This is a genomic window from Haloquadratum walsbyi C23 (genome assembly GCF_000237865.1).
Taxonomy (GTDB): Archaea; Halobacteriota; Halobacteria; order Halobacteriales; family Haloferacaceae; genus Haloquadratum; species Haloquadratum walsbyi.
This window is the reverse complement of the sequence record NC_017459.1, coordinates 2,757,743-2,771,773: the sequence shown is the minus strand read 5'-3', so window position 1 is coordinate 2,771,773 and position 14,031 is coordinate 2,757,743. Positions and strand designations below refer to the sequence as shown.

The window sequence follows — 14,031 nt, the reverse complement described above, 5'->3', positions numbered from 1 at the left end:
CATTTAGTCAATATTAGTGAGCGTATCGCAAAAGATTCAGTAGGGAGTACATTCACCACGTGATGTGCTCACCGCGTTTCGCTCACGGGCTTATTTGATCCGATTGATAACTGTGCTTCTCATTATCATTTTAGTTACCCCATCAATTACATCAGCAATTACATATGATGCATCCGCACAACCGGCGCTTGAGAAGGGAACAATCACAAAGCCTGCGAATGGCTCGACCGTTATCAGCGCCCAGGGATACACATTCCGTGGGAATACAAATGAGAAGAAACCAGCCCGATTAGTTGCTGTCGATGAACGCGGTGATCTCAAATGGACACATACTGACAATATCGGTGGGAGTGCATGGTTCTATGATGTTGACCCACTCCCAAATGGCAATCTTCTGGTGTCATCGCCACGTGCAGGTGAAACAGTTGTATTCGAATTCAATCGAACAACAAAAACACGTGTTTGGCAGAAGCGATTTGCAATGGAAGATACCCACGATATTGATTATCTCGGTGAGAACCGCTTCGTGATTGCAAATATGCGTGAGTGGAATGAGTCAGCAGATGCGAGTGATGATCGGGTTGTCATTTATAATCGGTCCACGGATGCAATCACATGGCAGTGGAAATTTCGGAATCATTTCTCAGCAGAGACAGACGGTGGATACAGTAAAGATTGGACACATGTCAACGATGTCGATCCAATCGGCGAGGATCGATTATTACTCTCACCACGAAACTTCGATCAAGTAATTGTCGTTGATATTGAAACAAAACAAATCGTCGAACGGCTTGGTCGTGATGGCGCACACGAGATTCTACAGGAGCAACACAATCCTGATTGGTTGATGAGTGATACTGGAACCCCTACGATTCTCGTTGCAGATAGTGAAAACGACCGTGTTGTCGAGTACGCAAAACTGGATAACGAGTGGACACGAACCTGGACTGTTGGGACAAATACGCTCACATGGCCGCGAGATGCCGATAGACTCCCAAACGGAAATACGCTCATTGTTGATACATTAAATCACCGAGTGATTGAGGTCACACCGATGGGTGAGGTTGTTTGGGAGTATTATGCGACATGGGGACCCTACGATGCCGAACGAGTAGTACATGGCGATGAATCGAACGGACCAACAATGCGCGATATAAACGCATCTGGGAACTATCCAATCACAGGAAGTGCGAATCTAACGACTGTAAGTAATAACGGTGTTGGTGTCGCCGATTGGGTACGAACAACATCCGCGGGAACACCACTTGCAGAGCCAGCGAGTGCAATCGCAACACAATGGGCGCATGTCACGCCATGGATCCGTCCTGTCTGGATGACCGGATGGGATCTTCTATTTGCGCTGGGTTCGTTGATCATTGTGATGATGTGGCTGATTGGTGAAGTTATTACTGCCCGACAGAGGCTCCTCGCTACATTCCGAGATCTTTGGAATAATATGGGAATATAGAGGCGAGTGCTTTCGATGAAAGATGGGTGACTGAGCCCGACCCAGGGGTGGGGTAAGTTGATCTGATATTATTTGTCATGACTCGATATCACTGGATTCGGTTGTCGTGTTGATAACTGGAATGTATCCATCGATGAAAATAATCCATAGAGCAACAACGATAGGGATGAGTTCAATCACACCAGTGATACTCGTTGCATAATCAATCCAATATTGAATCACAGGGTCATCGGGTGTTGGGCGCTGTGGAAGAACTGGCCAAAAATAGTTCGTGAGGAATTTTGGGTATGCGACAATCAAATCAGCAATGATATGACTTCCATATCCAGGAAGTATCGGGATTAAAAATCGAAGTCGTGAGACTGAGATGAGTAATATACTAATGCCACAGAATGTGAGCACTGAGTGACCGACCGTGTGACCGGTGATTGACACACCGATTGCAAACATTGGTTTATCGATAATATCCGGAAGAAACGTGGCAAGAAGACATAATCGAAGAGCAGTCGTCTCATACTCTAATGTTCGACCACTAATCAATCCAAGCGCGAGATGTCCAAGCGGAGTCATACTACCGCCATGGTTGAATTATGACCTTCCAGACACATTGCTGTGTGGATTTCAGACACACAAAACGACTGATTACAGAGTGAATTATTCCACCCTCCTACGATCGGGGTTCTCTGCCCCTCGCTTGTTGAGACTAGAGCTTTCTGTTTTTATGAGTTGCTCGGAGTGTCCCACCCCTACTATTCCACAATCAACGGTGTGCGCTTGGTGTCACGTTTAAATATTGTCGCGGACATTGCGAGCGTCGTATTATTCTGCTCAACCGCGCGGGTAGTAACCGTGGAGAACGTGCAACATGCCAGATTGTCAATGCACTCGACGACGTGACTCGGTATGCATCGATCAATCCGCTTCAGTCATCAATAAACCGGTGTTCATCCGACATAGGTGACAGTCAGGAGAATAGTGTTCGTACTGCTACTACATGTGCAAACCCGGTGTAAATACATTATACGTGTATATGATTAATGAATTATGCGCACTAGTGTGTCTATATTTGGACAGGGACAGCCGGTAATCGGATGAGATTAGTTTGGTGAATTAGTTCGAATCGCATGAGAATGAGTGATTGGACTCCTGAGTCAGCTACCCACGACTATAGTAGCTCACAGAAGAAGTGGGTGCTTGAGTAGACATGCATCAGTCAGAATAGTTCTCTCGCATCGACTGAGTGAATTAGTTCACCCAGAAGTTTGTTGAATCACTATCCTTCCCGGTTCGCTGGAACACCGAATCGTCAATAACGATGTAACCATCTTGTGACCACCGGTTTCCACCATGTTTTTGCAGTCCCTCTAACCGCTCGTGGTTGAGCTGGTCTTCGTCCCAGTCGTACTCAGTGAGAAACTTGTTGAGTGCTCGGTCACTTCCGGCTGGAAGGACTTCTCGTGCGATCCCGGTAACGATCTTGCTGCGACCAGCAGCAAGACCTGTCACGTACGTTTTGGCGTGGCGAGTCCGGTGATATGAGAGTGACTCGAACTCATCAAGTGGATCGGTGCATGACAGAAAATCCGTAATCGGAAACATCAGCCGTCGTTGGTTACCATATTTCGATACTAGTTAAACGTGCAGAGCCGAATCATTAGTACTGAATTACTGTAAACTGACAGCGGAGGGTACAATAACGTATGGCAAGCAAGGTGAAACTAAAGAGGCTCTAACTGTTGAAGTTGTCTGACCAGCGTATTGCTATCGACTGACCGAGCAAGCGGTGGAGATCATATAGCCCTCCGCAAGAATCTGACAGGGAATCAGGAAGATTAGTCCCCGAACAGCCGAGAGAAGAACCCGTCCGAGTCGTCCGTATCCGATGCGTCTTCTGTGGTGGCTGACTGCTTAGTATCCGTGCCGGTTTCGGCCGCGCCGTTTAGAAGTTCGCTGACAGAGTACCCGATCCACTCAGCGAATTCCTCGGGTGCACCGATATAGACGCTTGTGGACGATTTCTCGGACATGAATCGTTTGGGGAGGCGCTTCTCATAGTCGTACACCTCGTACTCCTCACGGTCGAAGTCAGCTGTGATGGCATTCGGCTCCGACTCGAACGTGACACGACCGCCTTGGATATCCCGCTGCCACTTCAACCGCCCCGTGTCGTACGTTTTCTCGGCCGGTTCGTCAGCGGGGAAGTACTCGGGTTGCTCTCGACCGGCCTCATCGTAGAATTCGCGGATAATACGGCGAACGTCTTCGATCGTGCCGTTCCCGTCAGTCCACGGCTGCTCGGTGAGCATTTGGCGGGCAACGTAACTGAAGATCGGGTTCTGTCGTTCCAGCACCTCCGAGAGGTCTTGTTGCGCTTCGCGGAAACCCGGATCCTCCGGGTTCGAAGGGAAGGAAACGTCCATACTCAGTATTTTCATTCGGTTCCGGAACTCCGATTTCGGGAGTGCGTCGTTGGTCGTGAAAATGAGGCACGGCTGATCGACGCTGGTGGGTGTCCAGTCACCCCAGTAGTTTCGGATCGGGCTCCACCGCTGGATTTTCTCCTTTTCGGCGTCAATGATGGCGTACGGGAAGCACGTGTCCCACTCGCGGACACCGCGAACTTCCTTGACGCCAACATCGTCCGCGTCCACGCCAGAAATGACTGTGTTGTCGGAGACGAGCCGCAGGATGTACTCGGTGAGTTTGTCCTTCCCCGCGTCACTTTTGCCTTCGATGTAGAGGTGCTGCAGAACGTTGTCAAGCGTCCGAGACGGTGACGACAACGCCTCGGCGTACTGGTTGGCGAACGGGGCCCAGAACCCGTAGAGGAATGCCTCATACATCTGCGCCATCACTGCGGTTTCGGATTGCGTGTGACCGTGGTTTTGGACGGTTTCGATGTAGTCTTCGATGGTTTCGAGGCAGTGATCCAGGACTTCAGGGGTCGGCTCGTCGGTAGCGACGAGAATCATTTCGTCGTCCTCACCGATCACGACTTGCTCGGCCTCCGGAAGGACGGACATCGTCGGGATAGCGGTCGATTCCTTCACCTGATTGTTGTACGCGCTCAGCGGCGCGGTGATGCTGTGATCCTCGACGGTCGCGCCGCGGTCACGGAGCCCGACCCCGAACTCGTCAGCAGTGTCTTTGTCCACCTTGCTGGTTCCCATGCGTATCTTCTCGTCGGGCGCACGGACTCGCGGGCGGTCGAGCCCGTCCGTCAGCCCTGTTTCGTGATCCGATTCGACGAGCCCAACGTCTGGTGACTCGTCGTCGTCCGCAGCGTCGGTCGAATCGTCTTCATCTGTTGGCTCGTCCGGCTCGACAACATTACGGTCGGCGTTCTCGGGTTCTTCGACGAACGCAACCGTCTCCTCAGCCTCCTCTGGGTCGTCGACGACGGCAGTGACCTGATCGGCGACATCTTTCAGGTCCTCGACGGCATCCTGATTCAGGGCAGCAGTATCGCTCACGTCGAGATCGCCGGCACCAACCCAGTACTCGATGCGGTTCTCCTTCTCTTCCGGTGAATCGGCATCTTCCAGTGCCTCGACAAGCCCTTCGAGGAGCGTCTGGTCGCTGTACCCCTCACGGTACTCGTCGATGAACCGCTCGAACTCCTCGTCCAGTTCGGTTCCGACATCGGTTGTGATGATGGATATCTGGTTCGTGTGGTACTCCCAGGAGTTCCGCGAGAGGTTGGCTGACCCTTGGACGAGTTTCACTGTGTCATCCGGCATCACGATTCGGTAAATCTTCGAGTGGACTGTCTTCCGGTTCTTTAGTCGAATCGTGAGTCTATCATCCTGTCGCAGTCGGACAAGCGACCTCGCCGTCGAGACTTCATTCACCTGGTCGGCGTAGTCTTCTGCATTCCCGATGAGCACGTCAAGTGAGCCGATGTCGTATTCGGTCAGCATCTTCACCATCAGGTCGGGTGTCTCCGCGTACGTCACGGCGTCCACGTGACGAGCGCCTGCGAACAAATCGAGAAAGTCAGCCCGCGCTTTCACCATTACCAGGCGGTATTCCGCAGCACCAGATCCATAGAACTCCGGCATATCCGCGAACCTGTCAAACGAGATATTCGCAGTCAATTCGTCCATATACACAGCAGCGGTCTAACATGAATAAAACCGTGCCGTAGAGCGGTAGTGGAGACTACATCATCGGCGCTTGGAGACACTTCGCCAGCGGCGCACACAACACGGCGCTTGACGATGACCAGTCCTTTTTGTGTTATTTGGGTGGTTGAGTCAGTCGATACGGAGGGAGACAGTCGAGGAACTTACTCTCCAGAACCTTACTGACGCTGGAGCTGTTCGACTCTTAGAACTGGCAAACGAGGGAGTGTACGACACTAACGATATGCCCGAACGATGGCACGGATTTTTCGAACAGATGGAACAATGAATTTGAAGGAAATGCCACGCGAGTAAGTCAACTATCGCGCGCGCTGGAAGCACCTATCAGCCTCTACTTTTCTATCTGGGCAACCATGTTCAATAATCGGACTTTTATACGGAGGAAACCCGCGTGCAACAAGCGAATGTGTTCATGACCTCGAAATCTCATCCGGTATTGGCTATTCATCGGTTATAAGATCTGAAGGCAGAGAATACGGCCGAATACAATCCGTACGTGCCGCGTATGGGTTGGGGCGGATTCGAACCGCCGACCTGCTCCGTGTGAAGGAGCCGTCATAACCGGGCTAGACCACCAACCCACTTAAGCAAAATATTGAATCTTGAGACTTAAACGTTCGTTTTGACTCCGTGTGATCAAAAATCTACTATCACTGCATTAATCGGATTGGTAAATGCCAGACGTGATCACTGACCACCGAACAGAGTATTCAGCAAAAAACTGAATTCAAAGAGCGAAATCGTTACTCACCAGCGAGCGTTTGTTGTGCGTATGTCTCAATATTTGTACTCTCACACATTGTTACCCCTCGCGCTTCATCAACTAATACAGGAACACCACGCTGTCCGCTGACGCGACGAACCTCATCTCGCTCAGAATGAAGCGCATCGACCCAAATAGTGGTGTACTCCACACCAGCGTCTGTGAGTGCATCATGCACGGTTTCACAGTATGGACACCCATCAAGTGCATAGAGCGTAATGGTCATGTTTGGATTAGTGATTATATCCTGAAGAAGATTGATATCAATCTGAAACTCGTATGAGATTACCGTATGATATCGTTTGCTCATTGTTGGCGTGCGCCGCATCCGATATCTTTCGGCTCACAGCGGAGGCGTGCCGGGGACTGAAATACTCTCACGCGTATATTTATATATGAGCATTTCAGGGTTATGTGAGATTGGTGAAAACCGAGAAGCGGCACACGTGTGTCAGCGTTGTGGTGGAACTGTATGCGATAATCATTATGCTGATGAACTCGGGGTTTGTGTTAATTGCGCAGATCAATCCGGGCAGGGAGATATCGGTGGGGGCGAACCAGGTCACACTCACAAAAATCAAGATGACGTCCCACAGTTCCGATAAATAACCCTCGTATCAGTTCGCCGAGTGTGACTTGCATACTCTCACGATAGACTTTTTATTATCTATCAGCTCATGTGCCTATTGAGTATTAACCGATAGACGAAACATCAGGTGTCCTAGCCGTTATATGTCGATTCAAGAAGCTTGAAGCAGGTCATTCATCTCAAGCGGTATCCCGAAATTGATTGAGTTGTTGTTTCAGTCGCTTGGCGGCAACGCCTGCAGTATCTGCGAACTGTTCTCCATTATCATCACCAGCAAAAATAATACCACGCGAGGAGTTTATGAGTCCAACATCATCAACAAGCCCGTATGTCACGGCTGCCTCCGGGTCTCCATCCTGAGCACCAATCCCAGGAACGAGGAAAGGAAGATCTGGAACGTATTCACGAAGTGATTCAAGTTCTTCAGGAGCAGTCGCACCCACGACAAGTCCAACATTCCCATGAGTATTCCATCCTTCTGCAAGCGCAGCGATTCGTTCATAGACGGTTTCTCCAGTGACAAGTTCAAGATCCTGAAGATCTGCACCTCCCGGATTTGACGTTCGACAAAGAATAAACACCCCCTTGTTCTCACGATCAAGGAATGGCTGAAGTGAGTCTCGACCCATATAGGGATTTACCGTAATCGCGTCCGCTTTGTTAAGAAGCTCTGCGTACTGTCGTGTCGTATTGCCGATATCGGCTCGTTTTGCGTCGAGCAACACAGGGACATCTTTGCCATGTGCATATGCGATAGTCTCACGCAGTGCGCGCCATCCTGAAGGATCCTCATAAAAGGCGGTATTAGGCTTATAACAGACCGTATGCTCGTGTGTTGCATCGATGATACGACGATTAAATGCCCACCGTGGAAGGTCAGCCGTCTGAAGATGCGCAGGAATACGATTGGGGTCTGAGTCAAGCCCAACCGAAATAACACTATTGATGCGACTGATTCGCGTTGCCACGCGGTCAAAGAATGGACGGTTAGTGTCGGTGGAGTTCATGTATATAAATGAATGTTCCAACTGAATAGAAGCTTATCATCGGCTAACACTCGAAGAATGTATAGAAACGAGATATGATATACTGCTGAATAATGAGACTAAGAGTCGGATTCAAGTTTAGTTTTGATGTCTTCCACGGTGTTGAACCATTATGACGTCTTTCTCACTCGTCCATCCGAAATGAGAGATCAAGACTGGGGGCGCTATGAGTGAGTGAGCCCATTGAGATGATATCAACGCCAGTCTCAGCGTATGCATCGACTGCATCAACTGTTATTCCACCGCTTGCCTCGGTTAATATGTCATCTGGAACACATATCACGCCCTCTCGAACGGTCGCCGGGTTAAGATTATCAAATAACACAATATCAGCACCAGCCTCTGCTGCTTGCACTGCCATCTCTGGGGTTTCAACTTCAACCTCCAATTTTGTCACAAATGATTTACGTTCACGAAATCGAGTAATCGCCTCAGTAAGTCCTAACTCGGCAATATGATTGTCTTTGATCATCACTAATCCAGAGAGGGTAAGTCGATGTGTATCACCACCGCCAGCGACGACTGCACGCTTCTCGATACCACGAAGCCCTGGTGTTGTTTTTCGAGTCGCAGCAATACGCGTTTGTCCGGTTTGAGTCACGTTCTCAACCGCGTGCACTGCCCGGCGTGTTCGCGTCGCGACGCCTGATGCATGACCAACAAGATTGACCGCAAGACGTTCGCTCCGAAGAACAGCCTGTGCGTCCCCAGACGCCTCAAGTATAGTTGTCCCGGGATCAACGCAATCGCCGGTGCCAACGACTGGTGTGACAGCAACACCAAGATATTCAAATACGGAAGTAGCAGCATCAAGCCCGGCAATGACACCAGATTCGGTTGCAATGAGCTTACCTGTTGTCTCTCCAGGGACATCGTTCGTCACATCACGATGACCAATGTCTTCACCGAGCCACCGCTCAATGGTCTCAGTCGTCAGCAATTGTCTCACCCACTGTTGATTCTGCTGTCTTCGTATCGACAATCTGGTGACATCCAGCAGAGGGAGCTTCGCTTGCAGCCCGTGTAATCAATAGTCCACAGATAGTCGCATTACGAAGTTCATATAGCGACTGTGAGACACGTGTCCGCGTATATGCATCAACCTCACCTTTCAGTCGTCGGAGCGTTGATCGGGCTTCCGATAGACCTGCGTCCGTCCGTTCAATACCGACAGCTGTTTCCATCGTATTTCGAAGCCGACGATATTTTCCATCAACAAATGAGGACGGTAGTGCTGGGTCACGGTCAAGCGGTGACGACGTTTCAATTGATGTTATATCATCAATCCCGACCTGTGCTGCTTGCTGACCGGCAGCGCGTCCCCACACAAGTCCTTCGAGAAGGCTTGTTGATGCGAGACGATTCGCACCGTGGACGCCTGTTCGTGCACATTCACCGGCAGCATACAGTCTATCGAGCGTCGTTTCTCCATTGGTATTGACAGCAATTCCGCCACAAAGATAATGCTCCGCAGGGGCAACTGGAATGCCCAGCTCAAGATCGATCTTACGATCATTACATCGACTTGTAAGCCCAGGGAAGGCACGATTGAAATCTGGATCAACGGGCGTCACGTCAACTCGAACCTCACCTGTGCGCTCGCGCTCGGCAGCAACGCCTCGGGCAACAATATCTCGAGGGGCGAGTTCAGCGTCTGGATGAATATCCGGCATAAATCGATCACCGGTGGCATTTCGAAGAACGGCTCCCTCCCCACGGACAGCCTCACTTACAAGAAATGGCTCGGGACCAGGGTATGCAGTCGGATGGAATTGAACGTACTGCATATCAGCAATTCGTGCACCAGCGAGGGCAGCCATCGCAATTCCGTCGCCGGTTGCACCCCCAGGATTCGTGCTCGTTTCATAACATGCACCAATGCCGCCTGTTGCGATGATAGTTGCACCACCAAAGACGGACGTGACAGAATCATCACGTAGAACTGAGACCCCATGCACACGCCCTTCATGTGTCAGGAGTTCAAGCGCCATCGCATCATCAACGAATTCGATGCGATTGTCTGATTTCAGCTGAGCGAGAAATGGACGAAGAATATGCTCGCCGGTGGTGGTATCGACATGGAGGATTCGCCGTTCTGAGTGTGCAGCCTCACGACCACGGTCATATGCATCGAGTGGCGCTGTCGGAGTAGCCCCATCAAATGGTATTTCAAGCGTGTTGATGAGGATATCATCAACAACATCACGTGCGTTATTCACAAGAGCATCAACAGCTTCCGGCTGAGCTTCACCGGCACTTGCCTCGATGATATCCTTTCGGAATGATTCTGGGTCATTCCCAGTGACAGCAATACCTCCTTGTGCCCAATCAGTTGAGGCATCGCTCGGCTCGGTTGCTTTTGTGACAACTGTGACTGATGCACCATTTCGAGCGGCTGTGAGTGCTGCTGCACATCCTGCAATACCGGAGCCAATCACCAGAACATCTGTTTGGTTTGAAAAACTCATGTTTCGAAATATATTATAATTCAAGCATTCGATCAAGTGCTGTTGCTGCCCGATCCCGCTCTTGTGGCGCCACCTCAACGGCATTGTGAACCTCGCCGTCTGCGAGTGACTCAAGTAACCATGTCAAGTAATTTGGGTCGATCTGTCGCATGGCATTGCAGTCCATACATGCATCTCCACAAAGTGGGACTACCTCAACATCGGGATGCCATCGTTGGAGGTGATTCGCGAGGTGAACCTCCGTTCCAATTGCCCACGTTTCTCCGGGCTCAGCGTTTGCAATCGTATCGCATATTTGACTTGTTGAACCAACAACGTCAGCAGCACGGACAACGTCGCGTCGACATTCAGGATGAACAACGACGTTCGCATCGTGACTTTCCCGAATTGATTTGATATGTTTAACACGGAAGCGTTCATGAACCTGACAATAGCCATCCCAGAGAATAATCTCAGCATCGGAAACATCACTCGCATCCGGGCCTGCAGGATCCCACGGATCCCACTCAGCGACTGCATCTGTCCCAGTTGGTGAATCAACATCATATCCTAATTCTGCGGCTGTGTTTCGTCCAAGGAATTTATCTGGAAGGAATAAAACAGCATCTCCGCGCTCAAACGCCCAATTGAATGCATCACTCGCATTTGAAGAGGTACAAACAAGTCCGCCTTGTTCAGCGCAAAATGCCTTTAGATCGGCGTATGAGTTCATATACGTCACTGGAATGATATTGCGATTATCAGTCGCATTCTCAATTTGCTCCCAGGCGGCATCGACTTGAAGTGCTTCAGCCATCCCTGCCATTGGACAGGAAGCCTCCATTGAAGGAAGTAGAACGGTTTGATCAGGGTCTGTAATAATATCTGCACTTTCAGCCATAAATGTGACACCTGCAAATACAACATATGAAGCGTCAGACTCGGCTGCTCGCTTTGATAACTCATATGAGTCCCCAATAAAATCTGCATGCTCGACAATTTCTCGGCGCTGATAATTATGTCCAAGAATAATAACATCATCACCGAGCTCTCCAAGCGCTGCTGTGATCCGATCAGTGCGTTCTGACTCTGTGAGAGTGCGATACGACTCTGGTAGCTGCTCAAGATTATCGTATTTGAACAAGCTGAGGTCTGATTCAAATCCTGCGGTTTCTAATTCTGCCATCGTATTTATTATTTAGACGTAATTGCACTTCATGGTGCTATACTGAAAAAGATTTTTCTTCAAAGCGTGATTGGAATATAGTATCTCTACTTACAGTATTCATACAAAATAATATATGTATAGATTCGTATTGACGATTATAATCATTGTATCTGAGCTAGAAAGAAATCAACGTATGATACGTGATTTCTGATGATCTTTATAATTCGAGGATTGAGGATGTTAATTAATACTTGTATGATAGAAAAAGACACATCCGACCTCTCCCAGCGTTATTGAGACGATCGCAATCAGAATCCTAGCCTTCATACCGGCGTGTGCTTGCAAACGTTAATCTAAACGGGTACAAAAAGTCGGGTATGCCAGACCCAATGACACTCGCCAATTCGGTCCAGACAGGCGAACGCCGGTTACATGAGCTCACGGATATAGACGATGTCGATGCAGATACTGCAGCTGCTGCACGGCGACTCATCGTTGAAGAGCAGGCAGATATAGCGCTTGATGCGGTATCTGACTATGGATTCCCCGCTGCAGAGGCAACAGCGAATATCGAGAACATGATTGGAACAATTGACATCCCTATTGGTGTTGCCGGGCCTGTCATAGTAAATGGTGGGGCACTCACCGGCAAGCGGTACTTACCGCTTGCAACAACAGAAGGAGCGCTCCTTGCAAGTGTTAATCGTGGGTGCACTGTTCTCTCAGCTGCTGGTGGGGCAGTTGCCCGTGTAATGAAATCTGGAATGTCTCGGGCTCCAGTATTTCGAGTTGATAACGTTGTGACTGCGAAGGCATTGGTTGAATGGGTTCGTGATAATATTGATTCACTTCGAGATGCAGCAGAGGAGACAACAAATCACGGTGAGCTTGAATCGGTTACACCATACGCTGTTGGACGGTCAGTGTATCTTCGATTCCGATATGACACAAAAGACGCAATGGGCATGAACATGGCAACTATCGCCACTGAGGCAGCCTGTGAGGTTGTTGAGAAAGAGACTGACGCTGAGCTTATTGCGCTCTCAGGAAATCTTTGCACTGATAAAAAACCCGCCGCGATCAACGCTGTCGAAGGACGGGGACGAACGGTGACCGCTGATGTGACAATTCCGCGAGAGACTGTTGTAGATCGTCTACACACAACACCAAGCGCGGTTGCTGAGTTGAACACTCGAAAAAACCTGATTGGGTCTGCAAAAGCAGGAAGTCTTGGATTCAACGCACATGTTGCGAACGTTGTTGCTGCGATGTTTATTGCGACCGGACAGGATGAAGCACAAGTTGTTGAAGGGGCGAATGCGATTACAACCGCGGAGGTCAGGGAGAATGATCTCTATATGTCGGTGTCAATTGCCTCACTTGAAGTCGGGACAGTCGGTGGCGGAACCACTCTTCCAGCACAAGCAGAAGCACTCGATATGCTTGGAATTCGAGGCGGAGGAACACCGCCAGGATCAAACGCTGATGGTCTTGCTGAATGTATCGCGACAGGAGCGCTTGCGGGCGAACTCTCATTATTGTCAGCGCTTGCATCAAGAAATCTCTCGACTGCACATGCAGACCTGGGTCGAGAATAGCTGCCAGAGTGACGTATTCAGCTATCTCTACAGACGGGACAAGGCGAGTGCCTCTGGAATTATCCCTGAGGTAGTTCACTTTTGTCTCTGTTTCTATCTCTATCGAAGTTGGCTATAAGAGGCGATACGTGCCATGAGACTCTGTGAGATTGCCTTGACGGATGAGTTTTTCAAGAAGTTCGCGAGCCGCGTCAGTCGGGACACCACGGTCCGTTGCATATGAAATAATATCTTCTTCGGTAGGGGCATCCTGTGATGAGATTGCAGAACGGATGATTTCGGGGCGACTTTGTCGGGTTGCATCATCTGATTGGGCTGCGTTTTCAACCGCGTCAGGATTGATTCCGACACCAGAAAGATACTCATTATCACTCACCTGCTGGCTATCATCAGCCAGTGTCCGTTCCATCTTTGCGACATGTGCTGTATCGGCAAATGCTGCACTGTTTCCATCACGTTTGGCGAGTAATGCTGATCGTGCCTGCCGAGCAGCCTCCCGGTCAGATTCCTCAACAAAGTGCCGGAGCTTCTTTGTCTGATGAGTGCGCCCACATCGTGGGCAGGTTGCTGATTCTGCCGTGTGTGCATCGCTTAATAACCACATTGCACTGCAATCAGTACAACCAACGACAGCATACATATGATATACTCATTCGCGATATGATTGAATTTTCCGCTCTATGCGATTGGAGTGATTCTTCACTATGTGTCAAATAACATTAACTAGACACGATTGTGATGTGCATCTGTTGGGTATAGTATTGTATGGATACGGCCGTCACTATTTATTAGACGATATGTCGTGCA

At 49.7% G+C, this 14,031-nt stretch carries 12 protein-coding genes, 1 tRNA gene and 1 pseudogene; 4 read left to right on the top strand and 10 right to left on the bottom strand.

Annotated features, from left to right (window positions below; genetic code table 11):
- The first annotated feature begins 64 nt into the window (after positions 1-64).
- Positions 65-1,468 carry an aryl-sulfate sulfotransferase gene (locus tag HQRW_RS12490; RefSeq protein ID WP_014556882.1) on the top strand — a complete coding sequence of 468 codons (1,404 nt, stop codon included), beginning with the start codon at positions 65-67 and terminating at the stop codon, positions 1,466-1,468.
- A gap of 75 nt (positions 1,469-1,543) precedes the next feature.
- Here HQRW_RS12490 and HQRW_RS12485 read toward each other — a convergent pair whose 3' ends face one another.
- From HQRW_RS12485 to HQRW_RS12475, 3 genes and pseudogenes are all read right to left on the bottom strand, one after another.
- A complete protein-coding gene (locus HQRW_RS12485; protein WP_014556881.1) occupies positions 1,544-2,038 on the bottom strand; it encodes a metal-dependent hydrolase in 495 nt (164 codons plus the stop codon).
- A gap of 705 nt (positions 2,039-2,743) precedes the next feature.
- Positions 2,744-3,067, bottom strand: a pseudogene (locus tag HQRW_RS12480) (transposase); the annotation flags it as partial.
- Between the two features lie 233 nt (positions 3,068-3,300).
- Positions 3,301-5,574 carry a phospholipase D-like domain-containing protein gene (locus HQRW_RS12475; RefSeq protein ID WP_014556880.1) on the bottom strand — a complete coding sequence of 758 codons (2,274 nt, stop codon included), beginning with the start codon at positions 5,572-5,574 and terminating at the stop codon, positions 3,301-3,303.
- Between the two features lie 145 nt (positions 5,575-5,719).
- On the opposite strand from HQRW_RS12475, the gene HQRW_RS15945 reads away from it, so the two are divergent.
- Entirely contained in the window at positions 5,720-5,881 is a 162-nt protein-coding gene (locus HQRW_RS15945; RefSeq protein ID WP_158307765.1) for a nucleoside triphosphate pyrophosphohydrolase family protein, read from the top strand.
- A gap of 238 nt (positions 5,882-6,119) precedes the next feature.
- Here the strand turns inward: HQRW_RS15945 and HQRW_RS12470 are convergent.
- Both HQRW_RS12470 and HQRW_RS12465 read right to left on the bottom strand, forming a co-directional pair.
- Positions 6,120-6,194 (bottom strand) — tRNA-Val (locus HQRW_RS12470).
- 162 nt (positions 6,195-6,356) lie between these two features.
- Complete coding sequence (locus HQRW_RS12465) at positions 6,357-6,602, bottom strand: glutaredoxin family protein (RefSeq protein ID WP_014556879.1); 246 nt, start codon at positions 6,600-6,602, stop codon at positions 6,357-6,359.
- Between the two features lie 169 nt (positions 6,603-6,771).
- Between HQRW_RS12465 and HQRW_RS12460 the strand changes: the two genes are divergently transcribed.
- The gene (locus tag HQRW_RS12460; RefSeq protein WP_014556878.1) at positions 6,772-6,981 is read left to right on the top strand and encodes a hypothetical protein; all 210 of its coding nucleotides are present in this window, start codon (positions 6,772-6,774) and stop codon (positions 6,979-6,981) included.
- A 163-nt stretch (positions 6,982-7,144) separates the two neighbouring features.
- Here the strand turns inward: HQRW_RS12460 and pyrF are convergent, their stop codons facing one another.
- From pyrF to nadA, 4 genes are all read right to left on the bottom strand, one after another.
- The gene (gene pyrF, locus HQRW_RS12455; RefSeq protein WP_011572423.1) at positions 7,145-7,972 is read right to left on the bottom strand and encodes an orotidine-5'-phosphate decarboxylase; all 828 of its coding nucleotides are present in this window, start codon (positions 7,970-7,972) and stop codon (positions 7,145-7,147) included.
- 163 nt (positions 7,973-8,135) lie between these two features.
- Positions 8,136-8,951: a carboxylating nicotinate-nucleotide diphosphorylase gene (nadC, locus tag HQRW_RS12450; protein ID WP_014556877.1), complete on the bottom strand. Its 816-nt coding sequence runs from the start codon at positions 8,949-8,951 to the stop codon at positions 8,136-8,138.
- The gene (locus HQRW_RS12445; RefSeq protein ID WP_014556876.1) at positions 8,938-10,479 is read right to left on the bottom strand and encodes an L-aspartate oxidase; all 1,542 of its coding nucleotides are present in this window, start codon (positions 10,477-10,479) and stop codon (positions 8,938-8,940) included. Before HQRW_RS12445 ends, nadC begins: the two co-directional genes overlap by 14 nt.
- A 13-nt stretch (positions 10,480-10,492) precedes the next feature.
- A complete protein-coding gene (gene nadA / locus HQRW_RS12440) occupies positions 10,493-11,644 on the bottom strand; it encodes a quinolinate synthase NadA (RefSeq protein ID WP_014556875.1) in 1,152 nt (383 codons plus the stop codon).
- A 359-nt stretch (positions 11,645-12,003) separates the two neighbouring features.
- On the opposite strand from nadA, the gene hmgA reads away from it, so the two are divergent.
- On the top strand, positions 12,004-13,224 hold the full coding sequence (gene hmgA, locus HQRW_RS12435) for a hydroxymethylglutaryl-CoA reductase (NADPH) (RefSeq protein WP_014556874.1): 1,221 nt from the start codon (positions 12,004-12,006) through the stop codon (positions 13,222-13,224).
- 112 nt (positions 13,225-13,336) lie between these two features.
- Here hmgA and HQRW_RS12430 read toward each other — a convergent pair whose 3' ends face one another.
- The gene (locus tag HQRW_RS12430) at positions 13,337-13,864 is read right to left on the bottom strand and encodes a DUF5817 domain-containing protein (RefSeq protein WP_014556873.1); all 528 of its coding nucleotides are present in this window, start codon (positions 13,862-13,864) and stop codon (positions 13,337-13,339) included.
- Positions 13,865-14,031: the final 167 nt, after the last annotated feature.